Source organism: Bradyrhizobium sp. SYSU BS000235 (genome assembly GCF_049747295.1).
Taxonomy (GTDB): Bacteria; Pseudomonadota; Alphaproteobacteria; order Rhizobiales; family Xanthobacteraceae; genus Afipia.
In genome coordinates this window covers 19,141-36,839 of the sequence record NZ_JBMHJM010000001.1, presented here as the reverse complement: position 1 = coordinate 36,839, position 17,699 = coordinate 19,141, and the positions used below count along the sequence as shown (strand labels likewise).

Below are 17,699 nucleotides of genomic sequence, written 5' to 3'. Positions count from 1 at the left end.
GCGCCCATTGATCCACGCAACTGGCCGGCTGCGTCCTATCGACCCCCGGCGACAAAGAGGCATCTATGGCTTTCACGTTGAAGATAAACGGCACACCACACAACGTCGACGTCGACGGTGACATCCCGCTGCTGTGGGTGCTGCGCGATGTGCTCGGTATGACCGGCACCAAATTCGGCTGCGGCCAGGCGCTGTGCGGCGCCTGCACGGTGCATGTCGACGGGCAGCCCGTTCGCTCCTGCCAAACGCCGGTCGACAGCGTTGGAGACAGCCCGGTCACCACGATCGAAGCAATCGGCCGGACGCCGCAGGGCGCAGCCTTGCAAAAGGCGTGGCTGGAGCTGGAGGTGGTGCAATGCGGCTACTGCCAGTCCGGCCAGATCATGTCGGCGGCGGCGCTGCTGAAGGACACGCCGAAGCCGACGGATAACGATATCGACGCCGCGATGTCGGGCAATGTTTGCCGATGCGGCACCTATCAGCGCATCCGCGCTGCGATCAAGCACGCTGCGGGAGTTTGAGGGCATGGACGAGCTTATTTCGAGAGAGCAGATTGTTGATGAAACAGCAATGTCCCGGCGTGCCTTTCTTCAGGGCGCAGGTTTGGTGCTTGGTTTTGCGTTGACCGGCGCAAGCACGGAGTCCGTTTTCGCGGCGGCTGCTTCGCAGGTGATCGAAAGCGAGATCACCGCTGCTTTCGCGCCGAATGGATTTATACGGATCAATCCAACCGGCGCTGTGACCCTCATCATGCCGATGGTCGAGATGGGGCAGGGGGTTTACACGTCGCTCTCGATGCTTCTCGCTGAAGAACTGGAAGTGAAGCTCGAGCAGATTCAGCTTCAGCATGCACCGCCAAATGAGGCGCTTTACGTCAATTCGATCATAGGCATTCAAAACACAGGCGGTTCCTCCTCTGTCCGCGCCTTCTGGACGCCGCTGCGTCAAGCAGGGGCAGTGGGGCGTAATCTGCTGATTGCGGCGGCTGCAAAGCGCTGGAATGTCGATCCAGCGACTTGCCGCGCCGGGGATGGCGTCGTGTTCCATGCGTCAGGCTCGAAGCATCTGAGCTATGGTGAACTTGCGAACGCCGCGGCGAAATTGCCTGTGCCGCCTGCGGCAAGCGTCAAATTGAAGGATCCGAAGGATTTCACCCTGATCGGCACGCGCGCCAAACGCGTGGATTCAGCAATAAAGGTTGATGGGCGCGCGCTCTATGGCATCGATACGCGACTGCCGGGCATGAAAGTTGCGGCGGTTGCTATTTCGCCTGTGCTCGGTGGCAAAGCGAAAACGGTGGATGAGAAGGCCGCGCTGGCGGTGAAGGGCGTCCGGCAGGTGGTCAATATCGATGAAGCAGTTGCCGTGGTCGCGGACCATATGGGTGCTGCGAAGAAGGGGCTTGAGGCCGCTGCCATCAAATGGGACGACGGACCGAACGGCAAGGTCAGCAACGCCGATATCGTCAGGCAATTGGAGGAGGAATCCAAAAAACCGGGTGCCGTCGCCCGTAACGTGGGTGACGTGGGGAAGGCATTTGCGGAGGCAGCGCAGCGGCTTGACGCCATCTATCAGGTGCCTTTTCTGGCCCATGCGGCGATGGAGCCGATGAACTGCACCGTTCATCTGCGGAAAGATCGTTGCGACATCTGGGTCGGCACACAGGCACCTACGATCACGCAGTCGATGGTGGCCGAACTGACCGGCTTGCCAAAGGATGCAGTCAAAATTCACAATCATCTGATTGGCGGTGGCTTTGGCCGAAGGCTGGAGGCCGATGGCACGGTGCTGGCCGTCAAGATTGCCAAGCGCGTCGATGGTCCGGTGAAGGTGATCTGGAGCCGCGAGGAAGATATCCAGCACGATATGTATCGGCCGTACTATCTCGATCGGCTGTCGGCAGGACTTGATGCGGCCGGCAAGCCGGTTGCCTGGACGCATCGGATCGCCGGCTCCTCAGTCATGGCTCGCTATTATCCCCCTTACGTCAAGGACGGATTGGACCCCGATGCCATTGAAGCGGCGGCCGAGCCGCCCTATGCACTGCCCAATATCCACGTCGACTTTGTCCGGGTCGAGCCTCCTGGTGTCCGGACGTCTTGGTGGCGTGGCGTCGGACCGACTCACAATATTTTTGTGGTCGAAAGCTTCATGGATGAGCTGGCGCATGCCGCGAAGCAGGATCCTGTCGCTTATCGCAAGGGACTGCTTGGTCACAACCCGCGAGCGCTTGCAGTTCTATTGCTTGCCGCAGAAAAAGCAGGGTGGGGATCGCCACTTCCCGCGCGGCATGGCCGCGGGATTTCGGTCCAATTCGCATACGGAAGTTATACGTCGCAGGTTGCCGAGGTCGAAGTCGCGGCCGATGGCACTGTCAAGGTCAAGCGGATCGTCTGTGCGATTGACTGCGGCATGTACGTCAATCCCGATACGATTGAAGCACAGATTCAGGGGGGAACGCTTTTCGGGTTGACCGCCGCGCTCCATGGCTCGATCACCTTCAACGATGGACGCGTTGAGCAGAGCAATTTCGACACGTATTTGCCGATGCGTATCGACGAGGTGCCGGTGGTGGAGACGCATTTGATTAAGAATGCAGAGGCTCCGGGTGGCGTTGGTGAAGCTCCGACAGCCATTGTAAGTGCTGCAGTGACCAATGCGGTTTTCGCTGCGACGGGCAAGCGTGTCCGCAGTCTGCCGATCGATACAGATTTGCTGAAGTCGTCGTCTTAGTTCTTGCCCCGTCATCCCGCACGTGTTGCAGCGCGCGCGGGATGTCGGTCTGGGACTAAAGCCGAGAGCACAGTAGCTTTGGGAGCGTTCACGTGCTGCGATCGGAATAAATCACCGCTCAGAATGAAGTCGTCTCGGATTACAAACTCGATCCTCTTCGAAGCTGTGTAACGGGCTTCCTGGATAGTGCCGGCGAACGTCTGAAGACCCCCTAGAATCGATGGCAAGACGGGAAGTACGGTGGTACGAACAAGTACGGCGACGCCCTCGCTGATCCTTGGAGAACAGGCTGCGGAGCACGATCGGTGCCAGTAGCCAAGCAGTAAAGGGCCACTACATTTATGCGGAACACTTCGAAAGCGGTTCCAGGGCGGGCTCGCGTCGGGCACAACGTTTCGCTGCCCGCGGGCTCCACCGTCAAATTGTCTGCAACAGACCTCAACAACCTGATGCAGGCGCTCAACATCGACGTCATCGGGCTAACTCAGCTTCTGGTGCCGCACGGCCATCGAGTGGAACTGGGAAATATCGACGCAGTCGCGATTCACTACAACTTGAGCGGCGTAGGACGCATGTCCATTAACGGCGGACCAAAGATGGCGTTGAGCCCTCATTTGCTCATCATTATGCCGCCGAACACTCCGTTCATGATCGAGGTTGATAGTGGAAGTGGCCCGACGAAGCTCATTTCGAGAGATTGCTGGAATCGAAAAGACGGCATCCTCCGCATCGAAGCGCCGAACGAACAACCCGAAATCGTTCAGATATGCGGCTTTTTCAACGCATCCTTTGGTCACTCTGTGAGGTTGTTCGGAGAACTCCGCGAGCCGGTCGTCGAGCAATTCGAGCCAGCGGACAAGATTGATCTGAAGCTTCGCGAGGCTATGGACGAACTGCTAAAAGAAGAGGTCGGCGTTGGAGCCATGACAGCGTCTCTGCTCAAGCAAGTCATTGTCTCATTGGTGCGACGGTCCCTCAGGTCATCCCAGCAGTGGACCGAGCGATTCTCGATACTCACCGACAGGCAGGTCACCCGCGCTTTTGCGGATATGGTGGCGCGGCCGGGAGCTGCCCATTCAGTTCAAAGCTTGGCACACAGTGCGGGATTGAGTCGTTCAGCGTTCATGGCGCGGTTCTCGGACATCTTTGGACAATCCCCGATGGTCATCTTGCGAGACTTGAGAATGCGCCAGGCCGCGATCGATTTGACGACAACGACGATGTCGATCGACGTCGTTGCTCAGAATGCGGGGTACGAGAGCCGTTCAAGTTTTGTGCGCGCTTTTCGAAAGGCGCACAAACGGGATCCGAGCGACTATCGGCGGATAGCCAAGGAGAGCGACGCGGAGAAGAGTATCTGAGAACGAGGTGCCGAGGTGTATAGTGGCAGTCATTACCAGGTGCCGATAGCCTTGTTCATCGCGCCGAGGCTGCTTGCAACGTTTCGCTTCAATTTGACCGAGGCAAAGGTGTAACCGCCGGAAGCGCCATCAACGAAGTGCACGTGATTAGCTTGCGTGGGTGATGGCACAAAGCATGTAAGATTTGCCGCTGACTGTCGATGCGTTCCAAAAAAACATGCGCCTCGTCGCTGAGCCTCTTCCAGGCGTGCGTCTATGGCATCGGCGAGTTCAGATGAGCAGTCCACTGTCATACGTAGGCCGTCATCGAATTTTCGGAAGTCTGTATTCTCCACAAGTTCTCGCCGGAACCGAGCTTCATGAAAACCGCCAGTAGGAATTCCAAATTGGGTGCGCACCCGCGCCAGAACGGAGCGCAAGCACTCCGCGGCCCAAGTAACAAAAGTGATCTTTCGGCTGCCTGTCTTGATGGCATGATCAAGATCGCCGCCGGTCCAGGCGGGAAGCGGGCCCTCGGCAGGTAATGGATGTAGGTCGGGATCATCTGAACGCAGCATCCGCAGGAGCTCCTGGATGATTTCCTCGAACGAAGTCGGATCATCGCGCGGAACGACGATAAGAGACAAAATGACGCCGTTCTTGGTACTGATAGGCGCAAATCGGCACGAAAGACCTGTGAGGTCGGCCATTACTCCCATGGGCGCGCGTGGGACCGCGTAGCTGCCTTGCTTGAGTTTGCGCTCGGCCCAGGCAAGCCCTCCGCCGGCAAACATCGCGTAGGTGACGTTCGAAGAGGGCGCGAAGCGGGCGACCAGGACGTCCAAGTGCTGAGCGCGAATGTCCGCCATAGGAATGACCGCAATGCGCAACGTGAGACCGAATGCGTCTTCAGCCCAAGCGGCGGTTTTTGCCAACGTATCCCGGACAATGGACGAATAGGTCCCGGGCGCGGCGAAGCTCGCGCCATCTCCTCCGAACGAGAACGGAAACTGCAGGTCGGGCAGCGCATTGCTGATGGCAGCAAGAACCGCTGCGCCGGCCGTATTCACCTCACGGTACCGACCTTGTTCAACAGCTTCGGTCGAATGGCTGACGTCCGTAACGGCGATGATCCAGTCATCAGGTAGAGGGCGATACCGATCCCGCCGCATAACGTCATCAAAAGAGTCGAAGGGCGCAAGCGCCTGATAGAAGCTGTTGTCTTGGGCCTCTTGGTCAACCTTCATCTCGAAAGGGCCGATTTCGAAGGTTTGCTCTGACCCGTCCACCATCATTTGCGCGTCCTTCGGTCGCCATCATCGGAGTTCGCGTGGAGCGCACTATCCATCGGCACGAGGCGGCGCCTCGCGGCGCCTTCTCGCGTCTTCTTGCTTATCCTGATCTTCAGCGCTTTTAGTTCCGCTTCAGATCCTCCACGAGCATCGCCGTGGCGTGGCGCGCGAGCGCCTGGGTCGGGGCGTCGGTATTGCCGCTGGTGATGTTCGGCATGATCGAGGCATCGATCACCCGGAGGCCGTCGACCCCGCGGACCCTGAGCCTTGCATCAACAACCGCTCGCTCATCCTTGCCCATCCGGCACGTGCCGACGGGATGCCACATCGTTTGCACGACACGCTTCACCCAGTCGGCGATCTCAGCGTCCGACTGGATGCGCGGACCGGGATCCATCTCCTCTTCGATGACTGACGCCAACGACTCCTGCGCCATGACTTTGCGGATCGCGTGTACCGATTCCACCGCGGCCTTTAAGTCTTCCTCCTCACCGACGAAGTTCGGGTTGATGAGGGGCATCGACGTCGGGTCGCTGTCGGCCAGCCGCACCCAGCCACGGCTCCTGGGCTGAAGCACTACGAGTTCGAAGGTGACCCCCGAGCGGTCGCCCGTCGCGCTGAGTTGTTCGTTCAAGATGACTGGAGAGTGATAACATTGGATCGTCGGGTCGGCGGAGAAGTCGGACGGATTCCAGTGGGTTACCGTTTCAATGCCGTTACCCGACGCTGGGCCATCCTTGGTCACGAGATAACGCACCCCTGCCTTTATGGTGCCGAGGCCATGCGCGGCGGCCTGATAGCCGAGATCGCCTTTCACGTAGGCACGGACCGGGATCATCGGGTGGTCGTGAAGATTTTCGCCCACCTCCGGAGAATCGACGATCACCGCGATGCCGTGCTGGCGCAGTTGCTCGGCCGGTCCGATACCTGAGTGCATGAGAATTTTTGGACTGTGGACGGCGCCGGCCGACAGCACAACCTCGCCGGCCATGATCATCTCATTGTCCATGAGCTCGACGCCGACAGCCCGCTTGTTCTCGACGAGGATGCGAACGACCGTCTTCCCGGTGAGAACGGTCACGCGGCCGGAGGCGAGGTGGGGACGCAGATAAGCATCGACCGCGCTGCATCGCTGCGCATTTCCAACCGTAGACTGTACAGGCGAGACGCCGATCTGGCTCTCGCCGTTATAGTCGGGATTGTAGGGGACACCATATTCCTGGAAGGCCTTGAGGCAATATTGGTTCAACGCGTTGATGCCCTTGGGCAGCTGCACCGCCAAGCCACCATTGATGCCGTGATATGCGTCGTGGAAGGTGTCATTGTGCTCCTGCGCCATGAAGACGGGAAGCAGGTCGTCATACGACCAGTTGCCGGTGTCGCCGACTGCAGCCTGCCACGCGGCGTAGTCGCGCGTCTGACCCCGCACGTAGCACATTGCATTGATCGAAGAGCCGCCGCCGAGCACTTTGCCTGAGCGAAATGATCGCTTGATGCCATGCTGGGGGACCGTCTCATATTTCCATACATGCCGATCGTGCGCGAGGATATTGGCGAAGCCGGCAGGGATGTGGATGAACGGATCGCGATCTATGTCGCCCGCTTCAATCAGCGCGATCGATGCATCGGTGTGTTCGGCGAGATAACTCGCGACGACGCAGCCGGCTGCGCCTGCGCCAACGATGACAATGTCATAGGCTTCCTCGGACATCAGTGACTTCTCTTTCGTACAAATTTCTAACGTTCAAACGACGCCTGTAGCCGGCGCCGCGCCATCACGGCTCCGATCATGAGATGGATCGGATCACGCTTTTTGAAGATGACCTTGGAACGCTGACGAGGGAAATCACCTGTCGCCATAGACTCCATAGACGATCGTTATTGCCGCCTGCCTCGTGGCGCGATGCATCGTGAAGAATGCCACGAGCCGCATCGCACCTCGAAAGCGATGTTCCCGCCATCCTGAGTACGGAACGCGTCTCAGGAGGGCGGAGATCGTGTTGCGGCTTCATTGCGCATCGGCGTGGTCGCAACTCACTCTGCGGCGGCGGCCGTGATCTGGGTCGGCTTGCCCTCGTTCTTGCCTTCCGCGAGGTTGCGCACCACCATGTAGAAGATCGGCGTGAAGACAAGGCCGAACAGTGTGACGCCGAGCATACCGAAGAACACGGCGACGCCGACCGCCTGGCGCATCTCCGAGCCGGAGCCGGTGGACACCACCAGCGGCAGCACGCCTAAGATAAAAGCGAACGATGTCATCAGAATCGGCCGCAGGCGGAGCCGGCAGGCCTCGATGACAGCTTCCAGCCGCGGCCTGCCTTCGAGCTCGATGTCACGCGCGAACTCGACGATCAGGATGGCGTTCTTGGCCGCGAGTCCTACCAGCACCAGGAAGCCGATCTGGGTCAGGATATTGACGTCCTGGCCCATGATGCGCACACCGATGGTGGCCGCGAACAGGCACATTGGCACGATCAGGATCACCGCGAACGGCAGCGTCCAGCTGCCATATTGCGCCGCCAGCACCAGATAGACGAACAGCACGCAGATCGGGAAGACATAGAGGCCGGCATTGCCTCCGGTCACCTGTTGATAGGACAGATCGGTCCATTCGAAGGAAAAGCCGGTCGGTAATATTTCGTCAGCCAATTGTTTGATGGTGTTGAGGGCCGTCCCCGAGCTCACGCCCGGTGCCGGCTCACCCTGCAGTTCGGAGGCCGAGTAGAGATTGTAGCGCGCGACACGATCGGGTCCGGAGATGTCCCTGAAATCCACGACGCTTCCGAGCATCACCATGTCGCCGGCGGCGTTGCGGGTACGCAGCCGCGCGAGATCCGCGGCCTCCTTGCGGAACGGGAGATCCGCCTGCGCGGTGACGTGATAGGTGCGACCGAACAGGTTGAAGTCGTTGACATAGGTCGAGCCGAAGTAAGTCTCGATCGTGTCGGTGACATTGGCGATCGGCACCCCGAGCTTCTGTGCCTTGACGCGATCGATGTCGACAAACAGCTGCGGCGTGTTGGCCGTGAACGGAGAGAACACCGAGGTCAGGTTTGGCGACTTCCGCCCGGCGGCGACGAGCTCGTCTGTCACGGCAGCGAGCTGCTCGGGACCGCGCCCTTGTCGATCCTGGATGCGAATGGCGAAGCCGCCGCCGGTGCCGATGCCTGGGACCGCTGGTGGTGGAATGACGATGATGAAAGCGCCCTGAATCACCGACAATCGCTTGCGCAAATTGGCCGTGATCGCCTTGGCCGATAACCCCTTCTTCTGCCGTGCTTCCTGCTCGTCGAACACCGGAAACAACGCCGCGGCATTGCCGGCCTGCGTTCGCGTCGCTCCGGAGAAGCCAGTGAACGCCCCGACGCGGACAATACCCGGTGTATCTAGAGCAATGCGCTCGATTTCGCGGACCACAGCAGTTGTCCGCGCGAGCGACGCCGCGCCTGGCAATTGCGCCGAGATGATGAGGTAACCGCGATCCTGGTCTGGAATGAAGCCCTGCGATGTGGTGGCGAGCAGCCAGCCGGCGCTGCCAATCAGCGCCAAATAGATCACAAGCATCGCCGCCGTATGCCGGATCATGAAGTCGGCGGCGGCCGCGTAACCGTACGCCAGGCGATCGAAGATGCGATTGAACAACGCGGTAAATTTGTCCCATCCGCGCGCGATGATGTTCCAGCGCGCCGGCGGGTGTTTCTCTTCGTGCGGAGTAAGGATCTGCGAGGCCAATGCTGGCGACAGCGTCAGCGAGCAGAAGCAGGAGAGGGCAGTCGCGACCGCAATCGTGACGGCGAATTGCTGGAAAAACTGTCCGGAAATGCCGCCAAGGAAGGCTGTTGGCACGAACACTGCGCAGAGCACCAGCGCGATCGAGACCAGCGCACCGCCGACTTCTTCCATGGTCCTGAGCGCCGCGTCGCGCCGGCTCATCCCGCGCTGGAGATGTCGTTCGACATTCTCGACAACCACGATGGCGTCGTCGACCACAATGCCGACTGCAAGGACCAGACCGAACAGCGTCAAATTGTTGATCGAGAATCCGAGCGCGGCCATCACCGCGAAGGTGCCGATTAGTGATACCGGGATCGCGATGATCGGGATGATCGCAGGCCGCCACCCCTGCAAAAACACCAGCACCACGATGACGACGAGCGCCATCGCCTCGTAGATCGTCTTGATCAGCTCATGGACCGATTGGGCGATGAATTCCGTAGGGTTGTAGCCGATGTTGTAGTCGAGCCCCTTCGGAAAGCTCTTCTTGAGCTGCGCCATCGTGTCGGAGATCTGCTTCGCGGTGGCGAGCGCGTTCGACCCGGGCCGTTGCGTTACCACCATTGCGACAGCGGACTTGCGCAGGATGAAGCTGCTGGTGGCGTAGGACAGTGCACCGAGCTCGACACGGGCGACGTCGCGCAACTGCACAGTGCGGCCGTCGGATCCGGCCTTCACCACGATGTCCTCGAATTGGCTGATATCTTTGAGGCGGCCAGTAAAGACGAGGTTCGGCTGGAATGCGCGATCGGCGATCGGTGGCTCCGCAATTTGCCCACCTGTGATCTGCAGGTTCTGCGCCCGGATCGCTGCCAATACTTCGCTCGATGTCAAACCGAGATTGGCCATCCGATCGGGATCAAGCCACAAGCGCATCGAGTAGTCGCGCGCGCCGAACATCTGGATGTCGCCGACGCCGTCGAGGCGCAAAAGGTGATCGCGGACCTGCAGCAATGTGTAATTGGAAATGTAGAGCTGATCGAATGTGTCGTCGGGCGACAGCACGAACACAGCCATCAGGATGTCGGGCGAGTTCTTGCGGGTGACGACGCCGTTGCGCTGCACCTCCTCGGGCAACCGCGATTGCGCAATCGCGACGCGGTTTTGCACCAGCACCTGGGCCTTGTCGAGGTCGGTGCCGAGCTTGAAGGTGACGGTGATGGTGAGCTGGCCGTTCGAGGTCGCCTGGCTGTAGAGATACAGCATGTCTTCGACGCCGTTGATCTCCTGCTCGATCGGGGCGGCGACGGTGTCGGATACGGTCTGCGCCGAGGCACCGGGATATTGCGTGGTGACGGTAACGGTCGGCGGTGCCACCTGCGGATATTCGGAGACCGGCAGCGTCTGGTAGGCGATCGCGCCGACAATCAAAAGAACGATCGACAGCACCATCGCCAGGATGGGTTGATTGATGGAAAGTTTTCCGAGATTCATGGCTTGGCACCTGCTGGCTTATCGCTCGCCGGCGCTTGCGCCATTTTCGGTGTCACCTTGGCGCCGACGCGGGCGCGCTGCAGCCCATCGATGATGACGTGATCCTCTGCCTTGAGGCCTTCGCGAATCACGCGCAGCCCTTCATCGAGAGGCCCGAGCACAACAGGCCTTGCCTCCACCGTGTTGTCTTCCTTGACCACGAATACGATCTTGCGGGACTGGTCGGTGGCGACAGCGGTGTCGGGGATCAGCAGCGCCTCGTAGGGCGCGGAGCCGATGATCCGGACCCGACCAAATTGACCGGGAAGGATCGAGAGATCCTTGTTCGGGATGATCGCGCGGCTTCGCAGCGTCGCGGTCGAGACGTCCAGTCGATTATCGAGGAAGTCCATCTTCCCGTCATGCGAGGGTTTTGTCTCGCCTGTCAGCGTCACCTGCACCGGGTTCGGCGTGTCGCGCGAGCTCGGTCGCTTGCCTTCGAACCACAGCCGGCTGTTGCGCTGATAGGTCGCCTCGTCGACGTCGAAATAAAGGTAGATTGGATCGAGCGATACAATCGAGGTCAGTAGCGTCGCGCCGCCCTCACTGCCTTGCACGAGATTACCGGGGGTCACCAGATGGCGGCTGACGCGGCCGGTGATCGGCGCCACCACGCGGGTGAATTCGACGTTGAGCTGCGCCGCCTTCAGCGCGCCATCGGCCTGCGTCTCGGCGGCACGCGCCGCCTGCAGCGCCTGACGGCGCTGATCCACGACTTGCTCGGAGACCGCGCTGGTCTGCACGAGGGTCAAGCCTCGCTCGAGGTCGCGCTTGGCAAGCTCCCCTTTAGCGCGTGCGTCGGCGAGCTGCCCCTCGGCTTGCTCTACGACCGCCTCGAACGGGCGCGGATCGATGACGTAAAGCAGATCACCGGCGTGGACGATCGCACCATCCTTGAACTCAACACTGTTGATGAAACCGCCGACGCGGGCACGGATCTGAACTTCTTCGATCGCCTCGAAGCGACCGGTGAATTCGTCCCAGTCGGTGACGGTCCGTTTGACCGGTTGCGCCACCGTCACTGGCGGAGGAGACGGCGCCGCCTGCGATTGCGCCTTCTCATTGCAGCCGGCCAGCGTGAGCGCGAACAGTATACCGATCGATGCGCCACCGCATCGTGCAAGGCGGTGAAACGAACCGCGATCGAGCCGGGCCGCCGGAGCCGGATACTCCGTTCTGTCAGTCGTACTCACTTTCGTCTCCCGAGAATGTTGCAATTGAATTGGATCGACGGTTATCGTCGGCCGGTCTCGATACAGGCAGCGGCATTCGCACTGCTGTTCCGACGACCTCGGATTTTGGACAAATCGCTGGACCTGCTGAAACCTCGCCCAACTGGCTTCGCCTCGAAATCGGAGTCGAACCTTCGCGGAAACACTTCGTCCGCTAGACCGCTATCCTGCTATCGAGAATGACTTTGCGGCGCCGGCGAGGGAAATCACCTCTCGCCATGAAGTCGATAGACGGTCGTTATTGTCACTCGGGTGCGCTCGTTCGCATCCTGTTCGACTTAGACTTCAGCTGGAAGCAAATGCGTTGTTCTTGAACGCCAGCACCGCTAAGCCCGTTGCGGGCATACACGGATTTGCTCGTCGGGGAGCGTCGACGCTGACGTCGCGGATCATTCCTGCCGGTTATGGATATGATTGCTTTACCCGCATGGCCGCCGAATTTAAACGCGCCGACCGGGGCGCATGCGGCGCCGAGATAGCAGGAATCCCAATATCGCTGCCGATGGCAGGCCGCCTCGATCAAGACCGAACGGTACGGCAGTTGGCAACGCCTTCGCTTGACACGCTCAGTACGATGAAAAGGACGCTCGATGACACCACAAGACAAAGCATCCAAGCTCAGAGAAGTTTTCGTCGCGAGCGACCCCACTAATCACGGCGCGCTCGTTGGTCGTGTCGACGCATCCGAGTTTCCTATCGGCGGTCCAGATGGAGTCGGCCACGTATCACCCGGTCCAAATCCTTACGACCTTCTTAGTGCGTCTCTCGCTGCTTGCACCGCTATGACTGTTCGTTTTCAGGCCCGGCGCCAAAAAATTCCGCTGGAGCGGGTGGAGGTGGGCGTCAGCTTTAGCCACGGCCTCCGGGGCGAAAGAGATTCGTTCGAGCGCACTCTCGTGCTGGAGGGAGAACTCGACGCAAAACAGCGCGCATTCTTGCTGGAGGCCGCGAACCTCTGCCCGGTTGGACAAATTCTTGGCATGAGTGCGGATATTCGCGAGCGCCCGGACATCCCTGCCTCCGGCCACAACGCCAGCACTCAGGCCATCTACGAGGATGATCTGGCTCAACTCCGGATCCCGTATATCGATCCGGATTGAGGGGCTCTCGTGCCGTCGATCACTTCACCGCAGGCAGCGCCGACTACACCCGATGCTGCAACCCAGCCGAGCTCTTTCCCATCTTCTGATAGATTTGCGCGAGCGCGGCGCACTGCTGCTCGACGCTCGAGTGCTTTGGATTCCAGAAAACGTGTCCAACCGTCCAGGGATGGCTGACGCGGGTTTTATCGCGCCGCCACCAGTGGCAACGTGGCTTTGGATATCGCGCCTCCGCTCGCTACGCGATGTTGCGTTGCCATCGCGCGTGTCAGTCGAGACAGTATCAGTTGACGGTGAACATCCCATGGAGCTTCAGCAGGTTCGGTACTTTCTAGCCCTTGCAAACACGCTGAATTTCACGCGCGCGGCGGAGATGTGTAACGTCACACAACCGGCACTGACCAAGGGCGTGCAAAAGCTGGAACAGGAGCTCGGAGGGCAGCTCATCTACCGTGAGCGACAACTCACCCACCTCACTGACCTAGGGAAGGCGGTGCTGCCTATGCTTAAGCGCACGCTTGCATCGGCGGAGGCTGTTCGACGTCGCGCGCGGGAGTTTCAGCAAAAGGAGGTGGCACCACTCGCTATCGGTCTCGCTCCATCCATTTCCGCTTCGCTCGTTCTCGAGCCTATCGCTGAAATTCGCAAATTCGTTCCTGCCCTCGATGTCGAGCTGCGGGAGGAGTCTCCAAGTCGCCTTGTTGAGCTTCTGTTAGAAGGCGACATAAATGTCGCCTTGGTTGGTGATCTTGACGACAAGCCAGAACGTATCGACGATTGGGCGTTGTTTGCGGAGCGCTATGTCGCCGTTCTCTCCCCGTCGCATCAGCTTGCAGATCTTCCAGTGGTCGGAATGGAAGCTCTTCGCGGAGCCACTATTCTGGATCGCTCCAACTGCGACGTGGCTCCAAAATTCCAGCATCTCTTGTTTCCCGACGCTCCGCCGCATCACAATCATCGCAGTAGTCGGGATCTGCACCTGCAGCATTTGGCAGCGGCAGGTCTCGGAATTGTTCTTGCTCCTGAGCATATGCCCCGGCTCCCATCCCTCAAGGCACTTCCGATTGAGGGGGATCCAATATGGCGAGAGGTCCGGCTTCTCGCCGTACAGGGGCGCCGCTACTCACCGGCGCTTGACGCTTTCGTAAAGGTTGCACGGCTACGCGACTGGTCTCATCACACGGGATCGCCCCTACAGACCGACTGTCAAAGCCGCCTCGAAGCGAGCGGTGTGGCCGCGTGACCTCGCATATTGCCCGTTCCTTGAGATGCCCAGTGTGAGCGTCGAAGTAATGTCTGACCATTTAACCAAGACCCTCGATCAGGTGCGTAATGAGCTTCTGGCCGGGTTCAGTGACACCGACCGGGACGCGTACATCCATCTCGTCGATTGGCTTCGCGCGACTGATGTCGCGTCTCGCGCATTGCGCGTTGGCGATCGGGCGCCAGATTTTCTTCTGCCCGATGCACATGGACGACTTCATTCGTCTGAACACCTTCGCAGTGAAGGGCCGCTTGTCGTTAGCTTCTACCGGGGTGGATGGTGCCCATTCTGCAACGCGGAACTTCGCGCTCTTCAGGCGGTCAAGACCGAATTTGATAAGCTAAAGGCGAATCTTGTCGTGCTGTCTCCCGAGACCCGTGATTTGCCGAGGCAGTTGAAACGGCAGTTGAATCTTGACTTGACGATGCTCGCGGACGTCGACCATGGCGTGGCAATATCTTACGGCGTTCTATTTCGCGTCCCTGAGGAAACCAAGGCGCACTACGCAGGGCTCGGTTACGACTTCGGGCACCGTCATGGATCGACCGAGTGGATGCTGCCAATCCCGGCGACGTTCGTGATCGATGAAGACGGCGTCGTCAAAGGCGCTTTCGTCGAGCCCGATTTTACGATCCGCCAAGAGCCATCCGACATCCTCAACAACGTTCGCCAACTTGCCGAATCTCAGGCTGAGGAGGCTTCGGTATCCGGTGAATGATGTCGTCCAGAGGACATCTTCGCCGACGGAGCCGCCGATCGCTGGATCCTCAGCGAGTTTGTGCCGCCAGACCGTGAAGGAACTCTGCTCGCGGGCCGGGGACCACGCGCGATCGTCAGCATCTGCGCCAATGGTGATCAAGGGACCGTGGCTCTCCTTGAACGGGTTTGACCGTCCCAGGATCCTCGACCGGCAACGGATCGCTCTCGTCGGCGTTCTTAGAGCGGGGCGTTGAAAACCTTGGCAGCCACGTCGATGGCATCGATTTCATAGCCAGAGGTCATTGGACCATCGCGTGTCGCGGTCGCATTTTCTCGTTCGCAAAGGAATTCGGAAGATGACGACATACCACACACCAGGAGGTGGACGATGAAGGCAATCGTGGTAACGAACCAGGCTGCGGGAACGGCCGGGATGAAGCTGGTGGAACGACCCGAGCCGCAGGCAGCAATCAACGACGTCCTCGTTCGGGTTCATGCGTCGGGCTTCGTCGGGACTGAGTTGGCATGGCCCTCAACCTGGACCGATCGTCTCAACCGAGACCGAACACCGTCGATCCCCGGGCACGAACTCGCCGGAGTGGTCACCGCGCTCGGCTATGGCACGACGGGGCTATCGGTAGGACAGCGGGTGTTCGGTCTCGCCGACTGGCATCGCGACGGCACACTGGCGGAGTACATCGCCATCGAGGCACGAAACCTCGCGCCGCTCCCAGGCGACGTCGACTTCACCGTGGGCGCGAGCCTGCCGATCTCGGGCCTCACCGCGTGGCAAGGATTGTTCCAGCACGGCCGCCTTCAGGCGGGGCAGAGCGTCCTCGCGCATGGCGCGGCCGGCGCAGTCGGGTCAATGGTGGCGCAACTCGCGCGATTGGCGGGCGCCTACGTCATTGGCACCGGACGCGCCGCCGACCGTCAGAAGGCGCTCGACTTCGGCGCGCAGGAGTTCGTCGACCTCGACAACGACAAGCTGGAAGACGTCGGCGGAGTCGATCTGGTGTTCGATCTCATCGGCGGCGACATCGGAAAGAGGTCTGCGCGCCTGGTTCGAGCCGGAGGAACGCTGGTGTCCATCGTTGGGCCGTCAGAGGCGCGACCCACCGATGGTCTAGCGATCGACTTCGTTGTCGAAGCCGATCGCGCTCAGCTGAGTGAGATCGGCCAGCGGGTGCGGGACGGACGATTGCGGACAAACATCGGCAACGTCTCGAGCCTCGATGACGCCGTCGCCGCCTTCAACCCGACCGAGCGGCGCCCCGGGAAAACGATCATCCGCGTTCGTCCGTAATCGACACGCGCCTTCGACGCACGCAGCCGGCTGCGTCCTATCGGACGCGCCGGGGCGAGCAGGGAGGCTATTCATGGCCCTTCGCATGAGATGTCGAAAGGGCTCCATCCCCCGGCATTTCCAGCAAAGCGCGAAGCGCTCGCGCCCCTCAATCCATTCTCTCATCCATAAGACTAACCATGACCAACGGAATGACCATGACCAACGCCGTCATCGAATGTATCTTGAGCCGAAGCTCCGCGAAGTACTACGACACTGCAGCTACCTTGAGCGACGATCAAATCCGCGAGCTGGTGCGAATCGGCACTGCGGCGCCGACATCCTTCCACTTGCAGAACTGGCGCTTCATCGCCGTACGCACACCGGAAGCCAAAGCCAGGTTGAAGCCGATCGCTTGGAATCAGCCCGCGATCACCGAAGCGGCGGTTACCTTTATCGTCGTTGGACAGTTGGTCGAGACCAGCGTGATACCAGAACGCCTGGCGCCGCTAGTAGAAGCGGGGGTCATGCCGGCAGCGATGGTGCCGGAATGGGAAATCCCCGCACGCAATCTGTACATGGCGTACCCGCAGCGCCGACGAGACGAAGCCGTACGCACGGCCACCTTCGGCGCGGCGGCGATGATCTATGCAGCACGTTCGCTGGGCCTGGGTTCTACGCCGATGATCGGCTTCGATGCAGAAGCAGTCCACCGCGAGTTCGGACTGGCCGAGGACGAGGTTCCGGTCATGCTGTTGTCCATTGGAGCGGAGCGTCCGGGAAACTGGGCGCAGAAGCCGCGCCGCCCGGTGACTGATGTGCTGAATCTCGTTTGAATTTTTTTTAGCAGTAACTCACGGAGACTACGATGGCTAGATGTGTGGCTCTAAAGCCGGAACAGGTGCCGGCCGATTCGAAACCGACTCTCGATATGTTCACCAAGAACATCGGGTTTACCCCAAATATGATGGCGACGTTCGCGCAGAGCCCGATCGCGTTCAATTCATGGGCGGCGCTGCTCGGCTCCTTGAGTAAGGCGCTCGATGTGAAGACCCGTGACAGCATCGGCCTCGCTGTCTCCGAAGTAAATGGCTGCAACTACTGCCTAACAGTTCACAGCTTTACGGCCGAGCATATGGCCAAACTGTCGGCCGATGAAATCATTCTCGCTCGGAAGGGCCATGCCACCGACCCGAAGCGGGACGCCGCCGTCCAATTTGCGCGCAAAGTCATCGAGACTCGCGGTCGCGTCAATGATGCCGACCTGAAAGCCGTCCGCGATGCCGGCTACACGGATGCGAACGTCATGGAGATCGTCGCGCTGGTCGCCATGTACTCCCTGACGAACTTTTTCAACAACGTGTTCGATCCCGAGAAGGACTTTCCCGCCGTTAAGCCGGCTGGCTCGATCTGAACTCCATTTCGAAACAAACGCAGGCACGCGGATCATCGGCCAATACGCCAATAATGTCGGCTTCGGCCAGAGCCGCGTGCCGCAGGTTTGGAT

Annotated in this window: 14 protein-coding genes; 9 read left to right on the top strand and 5 right to left on the bottom strand. The window is 60.0% G+C overall.

Features of this window, described 5'->3' with window-relative positions:
• Positions 1-65: 65 nt before the first annotated feature.
• The 3 genes from ACP0KA_RS00155 to ACP0KA_RS00145 all read left to right on the top strand — a co-directional run bounded on the left by ACP0KA_RS00155 (position 66) and on the right by ACP0KA_RS00145 (position 4,094).
• The gene (locus ACP0KA_RS00155) at positions 66-521 is read left to right on the top strand and encodes a (2Fe-2S)-binding protein (RefSeq protein ID WP_424626814.1); all 456 of its coding nucleotides are present in this window, start codon (positions 66-68) and stop codon (positions 519-521) included.
• Positions 522-525: 4 nt separating this feature from the next.
• Positions 526-2,733, top strand: coding sequence for a molybdopterin cofactor-binding domain-containing protein (locus ACP0KA_RS00150; protein ID WP_424626813.1), 2,208 nt, complete (start codon positions 526-528; stop codon positions 2,731-2,733).
• 341 nt (positions 2,734-3,074) lie between these two features.
• Positions 3,075-4,094 (top strand): helix-turn-helix transcriptional regulator, encoded by a 1,020-nt coding sequence (locus tag ACP0KA_RS00145; RefSeq protein WP_424626812.1) that lies wholly within the window; start codon positions 3,075-3,077, stop codon positions 4,092-4,094.
• A 32-nt stretch (positions 4,095-4,126) separates the two neighbouring features.
• Here the strand turns inward: ACP0KA_RS00145 and ACP0KA_RS00140 are convergent, their stop codons facing one another.
• The 4 genes from ACP0KA_RS00140 to ACP0KA_RS00125 form a co-directional block, all read right to left on the bottom strand.
• Positions 4,127-5,368: a DUF3095 domain-containing protein gene (locus tag ACP0KA_RS00140; RefSeq protein ID WP_424626811.1), complete on the bottom strand. Its 1,242-nt coding sequence runs from the start codon at positions 5,366-5,368 to the stop codon at positions 4,127-4,129.
• Between the two features lie 118 nt (positions 5,369-5,486).
• Positions 5,487-7,076: a GMC family oxidoreductase gene (locus ACP0KA_RS00135; RefSeq protein ID WP_424626810.1), complete on the bottom strand. Its 1,590-nt coding sequence runs from the start codon at positions 7,074-7,076 to the stop codon at positions 5,487-5,489.
• Between the two features lie 323 nt (positions 7,077-7,399).
• Complete coding sequence (locus ACP0KA_RS00130; protein ID WP_424626809.1) at positions 7,400-10,573, bottom strand: efflux RND transporter permease subunit; 3,174 nt, start codon at positions 10,571-10,573, stop codon at positions 7,400-7,402.
• Positions 10,570-11,805 carry an efflux RND transporter periplasmic adaptor subunit gene (locus ACP0KA_RS00125; RefSeq protein WP_424626808.1) on the bottom strand — a complete coding sequence of 412 codons (1,236 nt, stop codon included), beginning with the start codon at positions 11,803-11,805 and terminating at the stop codon, positions 10,570-10,572. Before ACP0KA_RS00125 ends, ACP0KA_RS00130 begins: the two co-directional genes overlap by 4 nt.
• Before the next feature lie 629 nt (positions 11,806-12,434).
• On the opposite strand from ACP0KA_RS00125, the gene ACP0KA_RS00120 reads away from it, so the two are divergent.
• Both ACP0KA_RS00120 and ACP0KA_RS00115 read left to right on the top strand, forming a co-directional pair.
• Positions 12,435-12,944, top strand: coding sequence for an OsmC family protein (locus tag ACP0KA_RS00120; RefSeq protein WP_424626807.1), 510 nt, complete (start codon positions 12,435-12,437; stop codon positions 12,942-12,944).
• Positions 12,945-12,996: 52 nt separating this feature from the next.
• Entirely contained in the window at positions 12,997-14,187 is a 1,191-nt protein-coding gene (locus ACP0KA_RS00115) for a LysR family transcriptional regulator (protein WP_424626806.1), read from the top strand.
• A gap of 61 nt (positions 14,188-14,248) precedes the next feature.
• On the opposite strand, the gene ACP0KA_RS00110 is transcribed toward ACP0KA_RS00115, so the two are convergent.
• Positions 14,249-14,428 carry a hypothetical protein gene (locus ACP0KA_RS00110; RefSeq protein ID WP_424631715.1) on the bottom strand — a complete coding sequence of 60 codons (180 nt, stop codon included), beginning with the start codon at positions 14,426-14,428 and terminating at the stop codon, positions 14,249-14,251.
• Between ACP0KA_RS00110 and ACP0KA_RS00105 the strand changes: the two genes are divergently transcribed.
• The 4 genes from ACP0KA_RS00105 (at position 14,369) to ACP0KA_RS00090 (ending at position 17,606) form a co-directional block, all read left to right on the top strand.
• On the top strand, positions 14,369-14,926 hold the full coding sequence (locus ACP0KA_RS00105; protein ID WP_424631452.1) for a peroxiredoxin-like family protein: 558 nt from the start codon (positions 14,369-14,371) through the stop codon (positions 14,924-14,926). The genes ACP0KA_RS00110 and ACP0KA_RS00105 overlap by 60 nt on opposite strands.
• Before the next feature lie 369 nt (positions 14,927-15,295).
• A complete protein-coding gene (locus ACP0KA_RS00100) occupies positions 15,296-16,213 on the top strand; it encodes an NADP-dependent oxidoreductase (RefSeq protein ID WP_424626805.1) in 918 nt (305 codons plus the stop codon).
• 179 nt (positions 16,214-16,392) lie between these two features.
• Complete coding sequence (locus ACP0KA_RS00095) at positions 16,393-17,028, top strand: nitroreductase family protein (RefSeq protein WP_424626804.1); 636 nt, start codon at positions 16,393-16,395, stop codon at positions 17,026-17,028.
• Positions 17,029-17,060: 32 nt separating this feature from the next.
• Positions 17,061-17,606, top strand: a complete 546-nt coding sequence (locus ACP0KA_RS00090) for a carboxymuconolactone decarboxylase family protein (RefSeq protein WP_424626803.1) — start codon at positions 17,061-17,063, stop codon at positions 17,604-17,606.
• Positions 17,607-17,699: the final 93 nt, after the last annotated feature.

What these genes read in the sequence shown, in the direction of transcription:
- ACP0KA_RS00155 (WP_424626814.1), top strand. Translation starts at nt 66, where the DNA reads ATGGCTTTCACGTTGAAGATAAACGGCACACCACACAACGTCGACGTC.
- ACP0KA_RS00150 (WP_424626813.1), top strand. Translation starts at nt 526, where the DNA reads ATGGACGAGCTTATTTCGAGAGAGCAGATTGTTGATGAAACAGCAATG.
- ACP0KA_RS00145 (WP_424626812.1), top strand. Translation starts at nt 3,075, where the DNA reads ATGCGGAACACTTCGAAAGCGGTTCCAGGGCGGGCTCGCGTCGGGCAC.
- ACP0KA_RS00140 (WP_424626811.1), bottom strand. Translation starts at nt 5,368, where the DNA reads ATGATGGTGGACGGGTCAGAGCAAACCTTCGAAATCGGCCCTTTCGAG.
- ACP0KA_RS00135 (WP_424626810.1), bottom strand. Translation starts at nt 7,076, where the DNA reads ATGTCCGAGGAAGCCTATGACATTGTCATCGTTGGCGCAGGCGCAGCC.
- ACP0KA_RS00130 (WP_424626809.1), bottom strand. Translation starts at nt 10,573, where the DNA reads ATGAATCTCGGAAAACTTTCCATCAATCAACCCATCCTGGCGATGGTG.
- ACP0KA_RS00120 (WP_424626807.1), top strand. Translation starts at nt 12,435, where the DNA reads ATGACACCACAAGACAAAGCATCCAAGCTCAGAGAAGTTTTCGTCGCG.
- ACP0KA_RS00115 (WP_424626806.1), top strand. Translation starts at nt 12,997, where the DNA reads ATGCTGCAACCCAGCCGAGCTCTTTCCCATCTTCTGATAGATTTGCGC.
- ACP0KA_RS00110 (WP_424631715.1), bottom strand. Translation starts at nt 14,428, where the DNA reads ATGAAGTCGTCCATGTGCATCGGGCAGAAGAAAATCTGGCGCCCGATC.
- ACP0KA_RS00100 (WP_424626805.1), top strand. Translation starts at nt 15,296, where the DNA reads ATGAAGGCAATCGTGGTAACGAACCAGGCTGCGGGAACGGCCGGGATG.
- ACP0KA_RS00095 (WP_424626804.1), top strand. Translation starts at nt 16,393, where the DNA reads ATGACCAACGGAATGACCATGACCAACGCCGTCATCGAATGTATCTTG.
- ACP0KA_RS00090 (WP_424626803.1), top strand. Translation starts at nt 17,061, where the DNA reads ATGGCTAGATGTGTGGCTCTAAAGCCGGAACAGGTGCCGGCCGATTCG.